General features: G+C 50.4%; 14 protein-coding genes. 7 read left to right on the forward strand and 7 right to left on the reverse strand.

Translation table 11 applies throughout. From position 1 onward, the window contains the following. Positions 1 to 188: 188 nt before the first annotated feature. The 4 genes from N8M53_RS06655 (at position 189) to N8M53_RS06670 (ending at position 5,477) form a co-directional block, all read left to right on the forward strand. Positions 189 to 1,880, forward strand: coding sequence for an NAD-dependent malic enzyme (locus tag N8M53_RS06655; protein ID WP_269578202.1), 1,692 nt, complete (start codon positions 189 to 191; stop codon positions 1,878 to 1,880). Positions 1,881 to 1,998: 118 nt separating this feature from the next. Then, positions 1,999 to 2,670 carry a SanA/YdcF family protein gene (locus tag N8M53_RS06660; protein ID WP_420066605.1) on the forward strand — a complete coding sequence of 224 codons (672 nt, stop codon included), beginning with the start codon at positions 1,999 to 2,001 and terminating at the stop codon, positions 2,668 to 2,670. A gap of 230 nt (positions 2,671 to 2,900) precedes the next feature. Beyond that, positions 2,901 to 4,271, forward strand: a complete 1,371-nt coding sequence (locus N8M53_RS06665; protein WP_269578203.1) for an SLC13 family permease — start codon at positions 2,901 to 2,903, stop codon at positions 4,269 to 4,271. 117 nt (positions 4,272 to 4,388) lie between these two features. Further along, complete coding sequence (locus N8M53_RS06670; protein ID WP_269579992.1) at positions 4,389 to 5,477, forward strand: ketoacyl-ACP synthase III; 1,089 nt, start codon at positions 4,389 to 4,391, stop codon at positions 5,475 to 5,477. A 45-nt stretch (positions 5,478 to 5,522) separates the two neighbouring features. Here N8M53_RS06670 and nagK read toward each other — a convergent pair whose 3' ends face one another. From nagK to N8M53_RS06690, 4 genes are all read right to left on the reverse strand, one after another. Further along, on the reverse strand, positions 5,523 to 6,425 hold the full coding sequence (gene nagK / locus N8M53_RS06675) for an N-acetylglucosamine kinase (protein WP_269578204.1): 903 nt from the start codon (positions 6,423 to 6,425) through the stop codon (positions 5,523 to 5,525). A 107-nt stretch (positions 6,426 to 6,532) separates the two neighbouring features. After that, the gene (locus tag N8M53_RS06680; RefSeq protein WP_269578205.1) at positions 6,533 to 7,282 is read right to left on the reverse strand and encodes a tRNA-uridine aminocarboxypropyltransferase; all 750 of its coding nucleotides are present in this window, start codon (positions 7,280 to 7,282) and stop codon (positions 6,533 to 6,535) included. Positions 7,283 to 7,408: 126 nt separating this feature from the next. Further along, the gene (locus N8M53_RS06685) at positions 7,409 to 7,753 is read right to left on the reverse strand and encodes a DUF3802 family protein (protein ID WP_046073196.1); all 345 of its coding nucleotides are present in this window, start codon (positions 7,751 to 7,753) and stop codon (positions 7,409 to 7,411) included. 177 nt (positions 7,754 to 7,930) lie between these two features. Continuing rightward, positions 7,931 to 8,104 carry a hypothetical protein gene (locus N8M53_RS06690; protein ID WP_269578206.1) on the reverse strand — a complete coding sequence of 58 codons (174 nt, stop codon included), beginning with the start codon at positions 8,102 to 8,104 and terminating at the stop codon, positions 7,931 to 7,933. On the opposite strand from N8M53_RS06690, the gene N8M53_RS06695 reads away from it, so the two are divergent. The 3 genes from N8M53_RS06695 (at position 8,103) to N8M53_RS06705 (ending at position 13,920) form a co-directional block, all read left to right on the forward strand. Beyond that, on the forward strand, positions 8,103 to 11,252 hold the full coding sequence (locus tag N8M53_RS06695; RefSeq protein ID WP_269578207.1) for an ATP-binding protein: 3,150 nt from the start codon (positions 8,103 to 8,105) through the stop codon (positions 11,250 to 11,252). The two genes, N8M53_RS06690 and N8M53_RS06695, sit on opposite strands and share 2 nt — an antisense overlap. A 128-nt stretch (positions 11,253 to 11,380) precedes the next feature. Next, entirely contained in the window at positions 11,381 to 12,067 is a 687-nt protein-coding gene (locus N8M53_RS06700; protein WP_077772333.1) for a DUF3334 family protein, read from the forward strand. Between the two features lie 404 nt (positions 12,068 to 12,471). Then, positions 12,472 to 13,920: a glyceraldehyde-3-phosphate dehydrogenase gene (locus N8M53_RS06705; protein ID WP_269578208.1), complete on the forward strand. Its 1,449-nt coding sequence runs from the start codon at positions 12,472 to 12,474 to the stop codon at positions 13,918 to 13,920. 70 nt (positions 13,921 to 13,990) lie between these two features. Here N8M53_RS06705 and fruA read toward each other — a convergent pair whose 3' ends face one another. From fruA to fruB, 3 genes are read right to left on the reverse strand one after another with little or no spacing between them, the layout of a single operon-like run. Next, positions 13,991 to 15,718 carry a PTS fructose transporter subunit IIBC gene (fruA, locus tag N8M53_RS06710; protein ID WP_269578209.1) on the reverse strand — a complete coding sequence of 576 codons (1,728 nt, stop codon included), beginning with the start codon at positions 15,716 to 15,718 and terminating at the stop codon, positions 13,991 to 13,993. A gap of 30 nt (positions 15,719 to 15,748) precedes the next feature. Further along, the gene (gene pfkB / locus N8M53_RS06715) at positions 15,749 to 16,702 is read right to left on the reverse strand and encodes a 1-phosphofructokinase (protein WP_269578210.1); all 954 of its coding nucleotides are present in this window, start codon (positions 16,700 to 16,702) and stop codon (positions 15,749 to 15,751) included. Next, complete coding sequence (fruB, locus tag N8M53_RS06720) at positions 16,699 to 17,868, reverse strand: fused PTS fructose transporter subunit IIA/HPr protein (protein ID WP_269578211.1); 1,170 nt, start codon at positions 17,866 to 17,868, stop codon at positions 16,699 to 16,701. The genes pfkB and fruB overlap by 4 nt, the downstream gene beginning before the upstream one ends. Between the last annotated feature and the right edge of the window lie 13 nt (positions 17,869 to 17,881).

Below are 17,881 nucleotides of genomic sequence, written 5' to 3' on the forward strand. Positions count from 1 at the left end.
GTAAAAAAGTTGAATTAGGTCACCATTCATGCCTAAACTTTGTTCCCAATTACAGCGTAGTTATGGGTTATCTCAGACCAACGCCATTAAAGCGTTTAGCAAGGGATCATTTTTGCCACGAAGGCACCAGATAGTACCCAATACTCATCATCGACCTAATTAAAAGACAATATCGAGTCTGATCATTCATGAATAACCAAAAACGTCCTCTCTATATTCCCTATGCGGGACCGGCCTTGCTAGAAACACCACTGTTGAATAAAGGAAGCGCATTCAGCGTCGAAGAGCGTAAGTTTTTTAATCTCGAAGGCTTGTTGCCTGACGCCATCGAAACGATTGAAGAACAAACTGAGCGTGCCTACCAACAATATCAGCGCTTCGAGAACGATATCGACAAGCATATTTATCTACGCAACATCCAAGATACCAACGAAACGCTTTTTTATCGGTTGGTTTCTAACCACATCACCGAGATGATGCCTATCATCTACACCCCGACTGTCGGGGCGGCCTGTGAGAACTTCTCCAATATCTATCGTCGAGGCCGCGGGCTTTTCATTTCCTACCCTAACCGCGATCGCATTGATGATGTGCTCAACAACGCCTCTCGTCACAACGTCAAAGTGATTGTGGTCACCGATGGCGAGCGTATTCTTGGCCTGGGCGATCAGGGGATTGGCGGTATGGGCATCCCGATTGGTAAGTTGTCACTTTACACGGCTTGTGGGGGGATTAGTCCAGCCTACACACTTCCTATTGTGCTGGATGTAGGAACCAACAACCCACAACGCCTTTCCGACCCCATGTATATGGGCTGGCGTCATACCCGCATTAGCGGACAAGAATACGACGCCTTTATTGAAGAGTTTATCCAAGCCGTTCAGCGTCGCTGGCCGGATGCCTTGATTCAATTTGAAGACTTTGCGCAAAAAAATGCTATGCCGATCCTGGAGCGATATAAGGATCGAGTCTGCTGCTTTAATGACGATATTCAAGGCACAGCCGCGGTAACTGTTGGTTCCTTGATCGCGGCGTGTAAAGCGGCAGGTACCAAGCTCTCCGAGCAACGCATCACCTTCTTAGGCGCTGGTTCTGCAGGTTGCGGTATTGCCGAAGCGATCATCGCGCAAATGGTATCTGAAGGGATTTCTGACCAAGAGGCGCGTGCGCGTGTCTACATGGTCGATCGCTGGGGACTGCTAATCGATGCCATGCCTAACTTACTCGACTTTCAGCAACGATTGGTGCAAAAAAGCGAGGCGCTCAACCATTGGCAGTTAGAAGACAGTAATATTTCGTTGCTCGATGTCGTGCGTAATGCTAAGCCGACCGTATTGGTCGGTGTCTCTGGCGCACCAGGGTTGTTTACCGAAGACGTGGTGAAAGAAATGCATGCCAATTGCCCGCGTCCTATCGTTTTCCCGCTCTCTAACCCTACTAGCCGTGTGGAAGCGACTCCCTTTGATATTTTGCGCTGGACAGAGGGCAAAGCACTGGTTGCCACTGGCAGCCCGTTCGAGCCTGTTCGTTTAGACAATGGCAAGACCTTTCCTATTGCACAGTGTAATAACAGCTATATTTTCCCAGGTATTGGGCTGGGCGTGTTAGCGGTTGCCGCATCCCGGGTGACAGATGGCATGCTGATGGCCTCATCGCGCGCCTTAGCTGAGTGCTCACCATTAGCCAAGCGTGGTACAGGCGCCTTACTACCGTCGCTGGAAGATATCACGCAGGTGTCAAAACGCATCGCATTTGCAGTTGCGAAAGAGGCTATTGCTGAAGGGGTTGCATCAGAACTGTCTGACGAGGCGCTTAAAAAGCGTATTGAAGAGAGCTTCTGGTCACCACAATATCGTGCTTACAAACGAACCTCTTTTTAACGTGAACCTAACAGAAAAAAGCGCCTACTCAGGCGCTTTTTTTGCTACTATTCCACCTACTTGCTCGCACACATGACCCTGAATGCGGCTTCATTCTCGCAAAGGTAATAAACGCACCATGGCTCTCCCGCGCCTTTTTCGTCAGGCGATTTTCACATTAATTGGTTTTACTGTGGTCACCGCTATCGTGATGGCTGCTTGTGATATCGCGATCACGCTTAACGCCAAAGGCCGTGTTTATCAACAAGCGGAGACGCTACCCGCTCGTCAAGTCGGCTTGGTGCTGGGAACCAGCAAATACATTGGTAAAACACCCAACCCTTATTATACCTACCGAATTGAAGCGGCGGAGTCGTTATACCACGCGGGTAAGATTCAGCACCTTTTGCTCAGTGGCGACAACGCGCACCGCTCGTATAATGAGCCCTGGACGATGAAGCGAGATTTACGTCAAGCAGGGATCCCAGAAGAAACGATTCACCTTGACTATGCCGGTTTTCGAACGCTGGACTCCGTGGTCCGCGCGAAAACCGTTTTCAGTTTGGCGCGCTACACCGTGATCAGCCAACAGTTTCATTGTGAGCGTGCGTTATTTCTCGCCGATGTAAACAATATTGATGCCATTTGTTACGCCGTACCAAGCCCGCAAGGCTGGGCAGGGGTAAAAATTCGCGCACGCGAAGTACTCGCAAGAACCAAAGCGGTGCTTGATAGCTTTATTCTCAACGTCAAACCCAAGTTTACGGGTCCAAAAGAGCCAATCAGTGGCGTCTCAACGTCGAAGGACTAACTCCCATATCCACCAGTGCCGCTCCAATCACAATTTTCACATTACTTTAATCATTTGTTTAAAAACCTGCCTGCAATCGATTAACACACTGACAATTTAGGCGTATATTAGCCGTCGCTTGGCGGCCCACTGCCACCCAAACGGCAGCAGCCCTACCCTTATCAAGCACTTAAATACTCAAAGTAAAACATTATAAAAATACTCAATAACGTTTAAGAAAAGGACGCCCTATGGATGTGCAAACCCTTTCCTCCCGTACGTCGGGGCTGGATAGAAAAGCGTGGATCTTGTTTGCTGACATTGCCCTGTTTTTCATCTTGTATAACACCCTGCCGTTTGAAACGAATGTCACAACCGGCCTGAGCTTACTGATATTCATTGCCGTGCTTTGGCTGACTGAAGCGATTCATGTCAGCATCACCGCGATCCTAGTGCCCATTATGGCCGTCGCGCTTGGCGTGTTTGAAACACCGGCAGCGATGTCAAATTTCGCCAATCCCATCATTTTTCTCTTTCTCGGTGGCTTTGCCTTGGCAGCCGCGCTGCAAGCACAAGGTCTCGATCAAGCCATCGCCAATAAAGTGCTCACCATTGCCCAAGGCAAAATGTCGGTTGCCGTCATGATGTTGTTTGGGGTCACGGCCGCCCTGTCCATGTGGATCAGTAACACCGCGACAACCGCCATGATGCTGCCGCTGGTGTTAGGCATTTTACACAAGGTGAATAATCAAAAAGATCACGGCACCTATGTGTTTGTGCTGCTGGGTATTGCCTATTGCGCGAGCATCGGCGGCATCGCGACCATTGTCGGTAGCCCCCCTAATGCGATTGCGGCAGCTGAAGCTGGGCTTAGCTTTGCAGATTGGATGAAATTAGGCCTGCCCGTCACTCTGATATTGCTTCCCGTCGCCGTTGCCGTCTTGTATGTGCTCACTAAGCCGAACCTTAACCATAGTTTTAAAGCCGATGAGCGTGACTTCGCTTGGAGCAAACCTCGCGTCATCACACTGGTGATTTTCGCACTGACCGTCAGCGCTTGGATTTTCAGTAAACCATTGAATGCCATGCTCGGTGGCCTTAGCAAATTTGACTCTATTGTAGCGTTATCCGCGATTGTCTTGCTGGGGGCAACGCGCGTTGTGAAATGGAAAGAAGTCGAAAAAACCGCAGATTGGGGGGTATTGCTATTATTTGGTGGCGGCATCTGCTTGAGCAATGTACTTAAAGCAACCGGCACGAGTTTGTTTCTTGCCAACCACCTGAGCAATGCACTCACCGGCTCGGGGCTGTTTTTCACCATGCTAGGCGTGGTGGCATTCGTTATCTTCTTGACTGAATTTGCGAGTAATACCGCCAGCGCCGCACTATTGGTACCGGTTTTTGCCACCATCGCCGAAGCATTAGGCGTGTCGCCAGTCGCACTGTCTGCGTTGATCGCTATTGCCGCGTCATGTGCCTTTATGTTGCCGGTCGCCACACCACCAAACGCCATTGTGTTTGGTTCTGGACATATAGAACAACGTGATATGATGCGTGTTGGTTTATACCTCAACATCGTTTGTATTGCTGTCTTGGCGATTTTCACTCGCCTGTTCTGGTAATCACTCTCCCACTACCTGGTGTTTGCGCCAGGTAGTGTTTTTCACTCCTTATCGCCCATCAAAATTGTTTCATCCGAGTTTCAGGTTTACACTAGCGCAACGCTAAACAACCCGTAAATAACTATGGCATTTGCAGAAATTACAGGCTGGGGGAAGTGTCTTCCACCCACGGTGTTGAGCAATGACGATCTCAGCACAATTTTAGAGACCAATGATGAATGGATTCGCTCACGCACAGGTATTGAAGCACGTCGAGTGAGTCATGTCGAAACCTCTGAGCTCTCCACCGTTGCCGCTCAACGCGCGTTAGCGGCGGCCGGTATTGAGGCAAGCCAGCTTGATCTGTTGATTGTAGCGACCTGCTCACCAGACACCCTGATCCCCAATATTGCCTCCAAAGTGCAAGGCAACTTAGGTGCACTTCGCGCGGCAGCGTTTGATATGAATGCCGCTTGTACCGGGTTTTTATACGGGTTAGAGACTGCAACCAAAATGCTCCAAGCTGGCCATTATCAGCATGCACTCATTATCGGTGCAGAGCATTTAACCTGGTATTTGGATTGGAGTAAACGCGATACCGCGGTGCTATTTGGTGATGGTGCAGGCGCGGTCGTGGTGAGCAAAAGCGAACAGGAAGTGGGGTTACTTGACGCACAACTTGGTTGTGATCCAGCAGGCCGAGACGTGTTGGCGATCCCCGCTTTTGGCACGGCAATGGATCGATTCGACCCTGACAATGGCTATTTTGCGTTTGATTTCATCGGCCGTGATATTTTTAAGCGCGCAGTCAAAGGCATGGGGTCAGCGGCAAATCAGGTGTTAACACGGAATCAGCTCAATGCCGATGGTATTGACTTGGTCGTACCACATCAAGCCAACAAACGGATTATCGAAACCTTATGTGAACACGCTGGCATCGAGTTAGATAAGGCGTTTATTAATATCCAGCGCTATGGCAATACCTCAGCCGCCACGATCCCCATCGCCTTATGCGAAGCGGTTGAGCAAGGCGCCGTCAAGCCACATAGCCAGCTACTCACCGCGGCATTTGGCGCTGGCCTGACATGGGGCGCAGGCTTAATCCGTTGGGGCGAGCGTACGACGCCAATCGCCGAGTCTGACGCAGCGTTACCGCCAACGGACAAAACAGCGCTTGAGTTACTCGACAACGCCATCCGCCATTGTCAGCATAAAAAACAAGAATAAACTATCTCACCACAAAGCCGACTCGCGTCGGCTTTGTTATCAGCATCAGGTTAAGTGTAAGAAGGCAGCGCCACGCACTCCTCCCGCATCACCGTGCTGCGCTTTGACAATATCAGGGGCTTTAGCCGCAGACAGCAGGTGTGCCGGTAAACGTTCAGGAATCGCTTGATAAAGCTCATCAAAGTTAGATAGGCCGCCGCCAAGCACAACCATGTCTGGATCAAACGCGGTTAACACGCCTCCCAGTGCCATGGCTAACACATCAAAGAAGCAGTCAACAAATGCCACCGCATCCGGCTCACCTTGACGGTACTGTTCGATGATTTCGATCGCTGACAACGGCTGATAAAAGTGAGCATAAAGCTGTTCAAACCCACGCCCAGATAAATAATTGTCCAGGCAGCCTTTATTCCCACAACCACACGCGAACATCGGCGGGTTGTCACCCAACCGTAGCCAAGCATCAATCGGCATACGCATATGCCCGACTTCACCAGCCATTTGGTTTTTACCATTAATGACCTTGCCATTGATCACTAAGCCGCCACCAAAGCCTGTGCCCAAGATTAACCCTAATACGGTTTTCGCCGATTGCGCTTGCTCATCCCATGCTTCCGACAACGCGAAACAGTTAGCGTCATTACTAATACGCACTTCGCGCCCCACACGTGCTTGTAGATCAGCGCGTAACGACTGTCCGTTCGCCGCGGGAACATTCACTGTCAGCACCGTTCCATCTTCTGCTTGAGAGCCTGGGATACCAATACCAATGGTTCCTTTTTGCCCTAGCTCCGCATCATACTTTTCCACCAACCGCACCAATGTGTCGATTAACGCGGGGTAATCTTGTGTTGGCGTTGGGTGACGCTCGGTCGCGACACGATTGAGTTGTTTATCGAAGGCACCAAATTCAATTTTTGTGCCGCCCACATCAAAGCCGTAATACATGGCGAAGCCACCTTAAATTGTCGTTATTTAACCAGATTATCTAGTAAACCAACCCAAAAGTCCGTGATTTTCCCCAAGTTTCGTTGTTTTCCAACCAGACGTTTCACTCAGGTGTCGGCATCATTCACACGGGGTTGGTCATCAAGAAAGCGTGTCAACGCATTGTCTTCCGCAAGGTGTTTTTGTCGTTTGCCTGCGAGGTATCGCTCACGGAAGACATCGAACCATTGGTTTAAGTAATCTGCCGCCTTTTGCTCTTGATTGACAGCAAGCACTTCAGCAGCCACTTCTGCTGTCGCCAGTTGGTTTTCACCGTGAGCATCGCGCACGCGATAACGAGATAATGCCTGAGGTTCAATACTTAAAACCGGAAAGTGATCAAGCCAAGGGCTTTTGCGAAAGATTTTTTTCGCCTCCCGCCAAGTACCGTCAATAATGATAAATAACGGCCGCTTCGCGTTGTCATGGATTCGTGCCGGTGAGGTCATGCGCGTCGGGATCGTGTACTGAGCAGGAAAGACAACATACGGTTGAAACTCTGAACGAGATAACAACGCCAGCATGTCAGGATCAGGTTGCGTTCGCGACCAAATAAATGCGTAGGTATCAGCAACGCAGTCTGCAATCAAGCGCCCTGTATTACTGGGTTTTAGCACCTCATCATCATACATGAGTAACATGAACGCGGCATGGGTCTGGCACGCAGCACGGTACTCACACACGCAGAAATGACGAACTAACATGCATGATGGGCAGCGGTCTACACTGGCGCCACGTGCGAGGTAGGGACGCGTTGCACGTGCCAAGCGGGCGGAGTAAAGCTGATGAATAGCGTGACGCGGGGCGGATTGGCGCATGGTAAAGTCTGAGGTTGTCAATGGGCCGTCTAGTATACCGAACTGAGGTTTGCTGTCAGTATCGAGCGGCCAGATCACAAAAGCAGTGGAATAGAGGCATCAAACGGTTATCGTCAGCGCTTATCACTAGCGCAGCTCGACCATGGCACCATCAAAAAGGTTTTTCACCAAGGCAACGTACTCTTCAAGAAAGCCAACTTGCTCTGCGGTCACTGGTTGCTCCCAACGACCCGCCAGCACTTCTTCCATATCTTCCACCACACGGTCTGCCTCTCGCAATATGGTGAAACGCAGTGCAGACGAAAGCCCAGGATTTTGCTCGCAAATGGTCATAATATTTGAGGCAACCAGATCATGTACAATATCGGCAATGGTATCATCGCCAATGGCTTCACCCGGCTTTTCAAACACAGAGAGATTAAACGCAAAATGTTCGATCAGTGCTTGATACCCGTCTGAGTCTACTACCATGATTACTTGTCCTTAGACTATTCAACTGTCGCTATTGTACCGTGCCCGTCGGCTATTTGCGCCTCTTGAAGGCGAAATTAGAAAGCGAGTCACGCTTCGCAGTGCTTAGCGCACTGTATACTATAAACTGAACATCGTGCTATGACATGGTGACTGCTCACATCGTCATCTTCCCTTTTATTCTGGCTCGAATAAGGAAGACCGAGTGGCAACGTCAAACCATACAAACGACTGAGCCAGTCTCCTTGCAGTATAGTCTGGCTTCACCGTGATGAAAGCAAACAACACAACGCGCAATTTAACACGGATCACGCCCAAATCAATCGTTGACAAGGATGTAGGAATCGTCATGAAGGTAAATCGCCCTCGCCCATTTGGTAAGAGTATCGTCAGCAAGATTGGATTGATCATGACCTTCATCACCTTGATGGTGCTGGGCCTGTCAGTATCGAGCTACATCATGCAGGAGCGCGTAAACCGCGATGTCGGCCTCGCCACTCATCAAGAAATCCCGAGTGCGATCATCACCATGCGCATGCAACGTGCCGCCAGTGATATGAATGCTAGCATGCTCAAATATGTCATGGGCCGTCATGAATCGCTCGCGGTTTTTTTAGAAAGCCAGCAAGACTTTGAGCAATTACTGGCACGCCTTCGTGAGGTAAACCCCGACGCAGAGCAGCGACTTTCCTTGATCAGCCAGCTTTATGAGCGCTTCCAGCGGATCGCTCATCAAAAAGTCTTAACGGAGTTTGATCCGGTCGCTGAGCAATGGGCACGTAAACAGGTGATGCGGCTGTCCATTGATGTCGTTCGCCCTATAGATAACTTGATTGCCGAATTAAAGGCCTCACAAGAGCTGACACAACCCGATAACCTTGCCGTGTTGCAATACTTTGATGAATTGGTCGATGAAAACGGCGATATGCTGACTGAACTTAACCAATATTTAGACGGACGAGAAAGCAGCCGACAACGTTTTATGGAGGACATGGCGACATTCGAGCGCTACCTTTCCTTGGCACAGTTCGAGCTCAACGATCCAGCCTCACTCAAAAAACTGTCGAGTATCCGCCACCATTTCACCAGTTTAAAGCGCAGTGGTATCGCCATTTTTAATAACTATCAGCCCAGTGCCAAAGTTGGCGCCATGACCGCCGTGCGAATCTTGAGTGACCAAGAATACCAAGCGCTTGAGGATGCGCTATCAACGTTCGCACAAGAGACAGGAAAAGTGGTTACCCGCTCAATGGTTGATTTGCGTTCAATACTCCATTCCAATCAACTCAACCTCGGTTATTTACTGGTTTTTATCTTGTTCGTCAGTGGCGCGATGTACTTTTATATTCACCGCACATTCACTCAGCCCATTGCCGAACTCGCCGATTCCATGCAACGCCTTGTGGCCGGCGATATGACACCACCGGCCAGTAACTTTCAAGACCGAACTGATGAAGTCGGCAAAATCGCCCATGGTCTGGTGATATTTCGTGCGCATATCATTTCTCGCAACCAGGCTCGAGCGCAATTAATGGCCGAAAAAGAGCGCGCAGAAAGTGCCTCGCGCGCCAAAGCGCAATTTCTCGCCACCATGAGCCATGAGATCCGTACACCCATGAATGGTGTGATTGGGATGCTCGACATGTTACGTCGCTCGTCGTTAACGCCTTCTCAACAAAGCCTGATTAGCACAGTGCGCGAATCGGCGCTTTCTTTACTCTCCATCATTAACGATATCCTCGACTTTTCTCGCACCGAGGCCGGAAAGCTGCAATTTGAACGTGTCACCTTTTCTTTGTCCGATACCGTAGAGCAAGTGATGGATACCGTCAGCCATCATGCCAACAAGCGAAAGGTGACGCTGTCACTATTTATTGAACCTCACCTCCCGGATCAACTGGTGGGCGATCCCAACCGGTTAAAACAGGTACTGTTTAATCTGGTTGGTAATGCGATTAAGTTCTCTGGCGGTCAGCACCGTCAGCCCGGCTTTGTGACAGTCAATATTGACGCGCTGGATAATCAAGAGACGCAAAAAGCACAGCTGGTGTTTACCATCATCGATAACGGGATCGGCATTGCACCAGATAAACTCGACACTATTTTCCAGCCATTCAGCCAAGCGGAGTCGTCGACCACCCGCGAGTTTGGAGGCTCAGGGCTCGGCTTAGCCATTTGTAAGAATATTATCGATCTCCTCGGCGGTGAGATTGATATTGAGAGTGAGCAGGGAAACGGCACTCGATTTACCGTGCGTATCGATTATGCGGTAAATCCATTAGCGGAACCTGCAGATTTACCGATTACTCGCGAGCATGCGCATCAATTGTCGGTTGAGGTGGATATTCCTCAAGACACACTCAGTCAAGCGGTGTGCCGCTATCTGGAGCACTTGCACATCGCCTATCACATTGGTCCAGCACAGTCGGAGACAGTGAAGCATCGAGCCAAGCACCGATTATTGATAACCACCCACACCGACCCAAGCACATTGATCGCCGATCGCGCTGTCGATCATGTGATTGCGCTCAAACATACCTTATCGCTGGCCACCCATCCTGATAAACGCATCGTCGAGCTGTTTGCTTCACCGTTAACTTATCGTCGTCTCGTCCACGGTCTACGCGTATGCCTTGGACTTGAGAGTCCTGATATTAGTATGCTGGCAGAATCTGACGCTCACGCTATGCTGCCTGTTCCCGGCGAGGTGGAAGCCAACATACGCCATCCCGAACACAGTCGCGGATGTATTTTAGTCGCAGAAGATAACCCCACGAACCAACAGGTACTCACCCAGCAACTTTATTATCTTGGCTATGAGGTGGTGATGGCGGATGATGGTGACCAGGCACTAGAGGCATATCAAAACCACCAGGTGGACCTTGTCCTCACCGACTGCCATATGCCCAACAAAGACGGCTATGCTCTCACCGCCGCTTTACGCGAGATTCAAGGCACATCCGGTTGGGTGCCTATTATCGCCATTACAGCTAATGCGCTCAGTGGTGAAGAAACGCGATGTTTTGAGGCTGGAATGGATGATTATATTACCAAGCCTATTGAGTTGGATCCGCTTAACGAATACTTAACCTATTGGATTAAGCGCCCACACGCAAAGACGCGACCGACCCCCCTCCCTGTGACAGCCAGTGCCCAAGCGCCACACACACTCGATCCAACGGTGGTTGAGCGCTTATATGGTGGACAGCAACATGCCTATCAAGACATTGTTAATGTTTTTCTCAAACGTAGCGTTCCTAGCCTACAAGCCCTCGCGCAATCGCAGCCGCCTTTTGAACACTGGCAAGCTTTAAAAGAGGCAGCACACAAACAAAAATCTGCCGCAGGCAGCATTGGCGCAACGGCTCTCCACCAAGCCTGCCTTGAAGCCGAGCAAGCCGCGAACAATCAACAAGAAGAGGCACTCACTGAGGCATTAAACCGTATCAACACAGCGCTTGAGCATTTGCTGGAGGTCTTACCGCGTGACCCTCAATGACCCAATACACGCCGCCACAGACAGATGAATGTGATCCCTTATCCGGATATCCAGAAAATCAGTGTACAAATCGCGCAATCCAGTGCCACACTGACAGTAAGTTTTATCAACCATAACGGTAGTGAATAATGAGAAAAACCAAAGTAGTCACCTCCGAGGATATTCTGCTCAAACTGTGTCAGTCCGCCACGGCAGTATTAACTAAAGCGACTGACTCTCCCGTGCACCATGCTGCTATGGTACAAAAGATTGCCAAAACCAGCCTTAAGCCTGACCTCGGCTGTTTTGTGCTATTTGATGGTGGCTTCTCTGGCCTTGTTGTGATCAACTTCTCCTCCGCCGCAGCGTTAGAGATTTACAGCAATTACATGCAACATATGGGGATCCCCGAAGAAGAGTTGGCCAGTTTGCACACCGCAGATGAAGTGGGCGATGTGCTCGGTGAGCTCATGAACCAGATTATTGGCGATTTCACCGGTAAGATTAAGCGTTCAATCCAAACCTCGATCACCCAAAACCAACCGAAGATGATGGCGGTTAACAAAAATATTACCGTGTCAGTGGATAGCAACATCGATAAGCCGCAGGCGCGCCGCGTGAGCTTTACCACAGAGCACAACAATATCTTCTATCTTGAGCTTGCCATGGAGCGTACCGAATTTATTCAGCTTCAGGACTTTGAAGAAGGGGAAGAGGTTGATCCTGATTCCATTCTAGAAGCCGAAACGGTTCGCCAATTGGAAGAAAAGTCTAACGACAAAAACGATAAAAAAGACAGCGGCAGTAACGACTTACTTGACGAGCTAGGGATTTAACACCTCTCTCCTTTTACTGTCGCTAAGACATAAACACAAGTTGCTATCGATTTGTAAAGCTTCGCTGCAAAGCCCCATGTAACTTGTGTTTTTTTCCTCTTTGCTTACTTTTTTCTTAGCAATTATTAAGGTAATTCGACGGGCGCAGCACTTCACAGTTATAGGTGCCAAATGTGATTTGTTTCACATGGGTTACAACTTTGATCACATTTGATAGATATTTTGGCCGTCGTTCCCCCACCTCTCACCGTCATAAGTCTTTATCTCTGCCCACTTTTTTTTAGTAGGTGAATAATTCCGCATCATTTAGACTGCGCGGCAAAATCAAAAGGCTGGCGACGATCAGCCAAATACCCTACTGGGCACCCTGCCCACCCACTATCATTCGTGAAAAAGGTCGATTCATGAGTCCAGAAAGCTATCTACTCGATTGGCAAACCAGTCAAACTCACTCTGAAACCATGTATCCGCTGCTTAGCCAGCTTTATCGCCAAAAAGGCGTCGAAATCCAACTGTTCGGTCGTCAACTGATCAATGCGAGCACCATTGATATCATTAAGGCACACCGCGTTGCGCGTCGCTACACTGGGGGAACCTTATCGCCTAGCCAGACTTTGCCATTAATCGAAGTGATGGCTGAGTTGGATCTTGCTCCGAGTAAAATCGATATCGGTCAGCTCGCATGGACTTACTGGCAACAGCATGACAGTGAGAATGGCATCCCTGATTTTCTTCATAACCAGCTTGGTCATTTGCTAGGAACGGGGAACGGCGTTGATCCTAAAGACGTGGTACTTTATGGCTTTGGCCGTATCGGTCGCCTACTCGCGCGCTTACTGATTGAAAAAAGCGGTCCTGGCTACCCCTTACGGTTACGCGCTATCGTGGTGCGTGGTGGAAAAGAAGGCGATCTGGAAAAGCGCGCCAGCCTACTGCGCCGTGACTCTGTCCACGGTCCATTCAATGGCAGCATTACCGTTGATGAATCGCGCAATGCATTGATTGCCAATGGTAATTTTATCCAAGTGATTTATGCCAATAACCCAACGGAAGTCGATTACACCCAATTCGGCATTCATGATGCACTGGTGGTCGATAACACAGGCATGTGGCGGGATGAAGAAGGTCTGAGTCAACACCTTGACAGCAAAGGCGCCAAGAAAGTCCTTCTCACCGCGCCGGGCAAAGGCGATCTTAAGAATGTCGTATTCGGTGTCAATCATGACGTGATTAACGACGATGATCGAATTATCTCTGCCGCTAGCTGTACCACCAATGCCATCACACCCGTTCTCAAAGCCATGCACGATAAATTTGGAATTGATGGCGGACACATTGAGACAGTTCACTCGTTTACCAATGATCAAAACCTCATTGATAATTACCACAAGGGCGATCGTCGTGGCCGATCTGCGTCTTTGAATATGGTTCTCACGTCCACCGGAGCCGCGAGTGCTGTTGCCAAAGCGCTGCCTGAGCTTAAAGGTAAATTAACCGGTAACTCAGTGCGTGTACCCACGCCAAATGTCTCTATGGCGATTGCCAATTTAAACTTGGATAATCCAACCCATAAAGATGAAATAAACGCCTACTTGCAAGACGTCGCCCTGTACTCACCACTTTCTGGGCAAATAGACTTTACCCAGTCGACGGAATTGGTATCGAGTGATTTGGTGGGATCGCGCTTTGCCGGCGTCGTGGACAGTCAAGCGACCATCGCCGAGGGGAACCGTTGTGTGCTTTATATTTGGTACGACAACGAATTCGGTTATAGCTGTCAGGTGGTTCACTGCATGGAGCAAATGATGGGTGTGCGCTATCCGATGGTTCCTGAGCCAGCATCGCTTTCTTAACCTGTATTAACGCCATTAAAAAAGGCCCTGATGGGCCTTTTTTAATACGTGTTTCCCCTCAAATATAAGGTCACGATTGCTCAGCAGCCGTTAAAGGTGACGGTTGGCTAACTGGCTTAAGCACCGCATAAACCAGGCCAGTTACCAGTGTACCTGCGGCAATGGCGGCTAAATACATCAACACTGGGCTGATTGCATTCGGGATTAGCAGCACAAAGAGACCACCGTGTGGTGCCATCAATTTTGCGCCAATCAACATAGAGATTGCGCCCGTCAGCGCGCCACCTGCAATGCACGATGGGATCACTCGCATTGGATCCTTAGCCGCAAAGGGAATCGCCCCTTCCGAGATAAAACACAGCCCTAGCACAAACGATGCTTTACCCGCCTCTTGCTCTGCATCATTAAATTTACGCTTGGCTAAGAACGTCGATAGTCCCATCCCTAGCGCCGGCACCATACCTGCCGCCATGATCGCGGCCATCGGCATATAGGTACCACTCTCAATCAGGCCGACGCCAAAGGTGTACGCCGCTTTGTTGACCGGGCCGCCAAGGTCAAAGCACATCATCGCGCCCAAGACCACGCCAAGGATCACCGCATTGGTCGAGTTCATACCCTGCAAGAAGCTGGTTAAGCTTTCCATGGCAACAGAGACAGGCCCACCCACGACATAGATCATCACCAAACCGGTAAACAAGCTGGCCAACAAAGGGATCACCAGAATAGGTTTAAGGGCTTCCATTGAGGCCGGCAAACTGACTTTGTCCGCCACAAACTTTGCACTGTAGCCAGCGATAAAACCCGCCAGTATTCCCCCTAAAAACCCAGCACCAGTAGACGCGGCAAGCATACCACCAATCAAGCCGGGCGCTAGACCAGGGCGATCTGCAATTGAGAAAGCAATAAACCCGGCCAATACCGGTACCATCAGCGCGAACGCACTGCCGCCACCAATTTGCATTAATGCCGCTGCAAGCGTCCCTTCTTCTTTGAATGCCTCGATACCAAAGACAAACGAGAGCGCGATAGCCAACCCGCCGGCGACGACCAGAGGGAGCATATGTGATACGCCTGTCATCAAGTGCTTATAGACACCTGAACGCTCACCTTGGCTAGCACTGGCGTTCGATGAACTCGCTTGCGTGGTTTGATAGACCTCTGCGTTAGCAAGCGCATCATCGATCGTCTGTGACGCTTTTTTCAGCGCTGTGCCCGTACTGGTTTTGTATAAGCGTTTACCCGCAAACCGGCTCAGGTCGACTTCAATATCTGCCGCGATAAAGACGAGATCCGCCGCTTCAATTTCCTCATCTGTTAATGCATTTTTCGCACCTACCGAACCACGTGTTTCTATTTTGACCTGATAACCTTTCGCTTTAGCCGCTTCTTCAACCGCTTCCGCCGCCATAAAGGTGTGAGCAACTCCGGTAGGACACGCGGTAATACCCACAATGCTGACAGTGCTGCTCTCGCTTTGCGTCTGCGCGTGATAAGGCTGTGCATGATTCGCCACTGCATCCAATACCGCTTGGGTATCGGCCATCACCTCATTCAAACTTGCTTGATAGACAGGCTTGCCGTTAAAGCGATCCGACTCTGTTGGCTCACCGACCAAGAGAACACGGTCAGCGTTTTCAATATCCGATGTCGATACCGCCTGTGTTGGTTGTACACTAGACTGACACTCTATCTGTGCCGTCCATCCTTTTAACATCACGGCCTTTTCTAACAGCCCAGCCGCGATTACGGTATTGGCGACGCCACTTGGGCACGCCGTCACAATCACCAGGTTCATACCTTTTACCCCACTCATGGATTGGTTTTATTACGCGTGCACTGACAGCTCAACAGGCGACACGCTGATTTTTTCGATTAATTGGTTCACGTCTTCATCATTGCGCACACCGACCCCCACTTGGGTAACAGCAAGCGCAGAGATAGCGACCGCGCGACACAGCGCCGCCTCTTTGCTTAGGCCTGCCTGGCATCCTGATACCAGCCCTGCCACTAGAGAATCTCCCGCACCAACGGTACTCACCACAGATTGCGCGGGCGCCACAGCCTTAAGCCAGCCTTCCTTATCACGCCAAAGCACCCCATCGACGCCGCGAGAAATAACCACATTCGCGATCCCCTGGTTAAACAATTGCTCACCGCGTGCCAGCAACACCGCTTGCTCATTACTAATGGGCGCGTTGAGGCATTGAGCCAGTTCAGCTTCATTGGGCTTAACCAACCAAGGGGTTGCCTCAACGGCTGCGCGTAAGGCATGCTGACTGGTATCGACAACCACTTTTTTCCCTGCATCGCGCAAGGTGGTGACCCAAGTGGTCAACTGCTCGGTCGAGACACCGGGAGGTAAACTGCCCGCAAGCACGATCCACTCATGGTGCTCAGCCAGACTAAGCAAGCGCGCCGTCAATGCCTCAATATCGGCCTGTTCAACCGCCATACCAGGAAAATTCAAATCAGTGACACGTCCCGCTTTTTCAACCAACTTGACGTTGGTGCGGCTAACCCCCGGCACACGCAAGAAGTGATCGGCAATGCCGTGCTCGGTAAAAAGGTGGGCAAATGGGTCTTGGTTATCTGTGCCAAGAAAGCCTGACGCTGCGACCGTCGCACCCAAATCCGTTAACACACGTGCGACATTGACGCCTTTTCCCGCCGGGTGCAGTGTATAGTTTTGCACCAAATTGACGTCACCAGGCTGCAACGCACTGACTGAGCCTGTCATGTCGAGTGCGGGATTGAAGGTTACGGTAAGAATGGCACTCATGCGTTCTCTCCCAACCCATCTTTAATGGCATCACCCAGTGCCTCAATCGCTTGTTCGGCGTCGCTTCCTTGGGCGGAAAACTGCAACTGGTGTCCATGTTTCACCCCAAGTGCGATCACTTTCATCAAGCTTTTTGCGTTAACCGGCGCCGACTGGGTGGAAGCATTGGCAACCTGTATATCAGCACTGAATTTTTTCGCCGTATTAACCAACATCGCCCCAGGACGAGCGTGCAAACCATGGGCATTCGTCACCGTATACAGCCCTGTTGGCCCCTCTGTGGTGGGCGCTTCAGACGGCGCCGCTGTATGAGGTTGTGCGGGCGCGGGTTCAGCAGATAAAGCATCAACCAGCGCTTGTGGCGAGTAACGCCCACACGCCTCCAGTTGTTTATCAAGTTTCCATTGCATCAAGGTATTGAGCACAGGAAGGTGCGCACGGTTGTTGGCTGCGACACACCAAAGCGCACTGACCGACTGGGATTGATGAGACAATGACGTCGCAGGCATAACCAACGACAACCCGCTCTGTAGCACACCGTCTCTCACACCGAGCAACCAATGCCCTTCACCAAGGTGCACCGGCTGGCCAGCAACAGCTTGGCTTACGCCATCGCTATCTAAACAATGATGATTTTTGAGCAATCCCGCGCCCACGGCTTGCAAGGTAGTAATATCTGACGCTGGAAAACCGGTTAACACCATGTCGCTGCTAAATGTGAAGGCCTGAGAATCCACCGTTTGTCCATTGAGCAACGCAACCAGCTGCTCTGCCGCCGACGCCGTTTTTAGTTGTTGTTCGATGCCGTCTTGTGACAGCACACGCGTCAACTGACGTAAGATACTCAAGTGTTCATCTGATTTGGCGGCGATACCAATGGCTACGTAAGCGAGGTTTCCCTCTCCCCAGTCAACACCCTGGGGAAAATGAAACACTTGTACCCCTGTTTGTTTAACTTGATCGCGGGTATCCGTTGTGCCATGCGGGATGGCAATACCGTTGCCCAGATAGGTACTGGTTTGGGCTTCACGCGCTAGCATACCGTCTTGATAGCCCGCTTCTACTAGCCCTTTTTGGGTGAGTGCTGCGGCCATGGCTTTGATAGCCTCGTGCTTAGACGCCGCGTGTTGCTGCATATGAATATCGTGTACGTTAAGTGCCAACATGAGGTCGTTCCTC

It is taken from the genome of Salinivibrio kushneri, assembly GCF_027286325.1.
Lineage (GTDB): Bacteria > Pseudomonadota > Gammaproteobacteria > Enterobacterales > Vibrionaceae > Salinivibrio > Salinivibrio kushneri_A.

Bases quoted from the DNA above. Each gene is read 5' to 3' on its own strand.
- N8M53_RS06655 (WP_269578202.1), top strand. From the start codon at position 189: ATGAATAACCAAAAACGTCCTCTCTATATTCCCTATGCGGGACCGGCC.
- N8M53_RS06660 (WP_420066605.1), top strand. From the start codon at position 1,999: ATGGCTCTCCCGCGCCTTTTTCGTCAGGCGATTTTCACATTAATTGGT.
- N8M53_RS06665 (WP_269578203.1), top strand. From the start codon at position 2,901: ATGGATGTGCAAACCCTTTCCTCCCGTACGTCGGGGCTGGATAGAAAA.
- nagK (WP_269578204.1), bottom strand. From the start codon at position 6,425: ATGTATTACGGCTTTGATGTGGGCGGCACAAAAATTGAATTTGGTGCC.
- N8M53_RS06680 (WP_269578205.1), bottom strand. From the start codon at position 7,282: ATGCGCCAATCCGCCCCGCGTCACGCTATTCATCAGCTTTACTCCGCC.
- N8M53_RS06685 (WP_046073196.1), bottom strand. From the start codon at position 7,753: ATGGTAGTAGACTCAGACGGGTATCAAGCACTGATCGAACATTTTGCG.
- N8M53_RS06695 (WP_269578207.1), top strand. From the start codon at position 8,103: ATGAAGGTAAATCGCCCTCGCCCATTTGGTAAGAGTATCGTCAGCAAG.
- N8M53_RS06690 (WP_269578206.1), bottom strand. From the start codon at position 8,104: ATGACGATTCCTACATCCTTGTCAACGATTGATTTGGGCGTGATCCGT.
- N8M53_RS06700 (WP_077772333.1), top strand. From the start codon at position 11,381: ATGAGAAAAACCAAAGTAGTCACCTCCGAGGATATTCTGCTCAAACTG.
- N8M53_RS06705 (WP_269578208.1), top strand. From the start codon at position 12,472: ATGAGTCCAGAAAGCTATCTACTCGATTGGCAAACCAGTCAAACTCAC.
- fruA (WP_269578209.1), bottom strand. From the start codon at position 15,718: ATGAACCTGGTGATTGTGACGGCGTGCCCAAGTGGCGTCGCCAATACC.
- pfkB (WP_269578210.1), bottom strand. From the start codon at position 16,702: ATGAGTGCCATTCTTACCGTAACCTTCAATCCCGCACTCGACATGACA.
- fruB (WP_269578211.1), bottom strand. From the start codon at position 17,868: ATGTTGGCACTTAACGTACACGATATTCATATGCAGCAACACGCGGCG.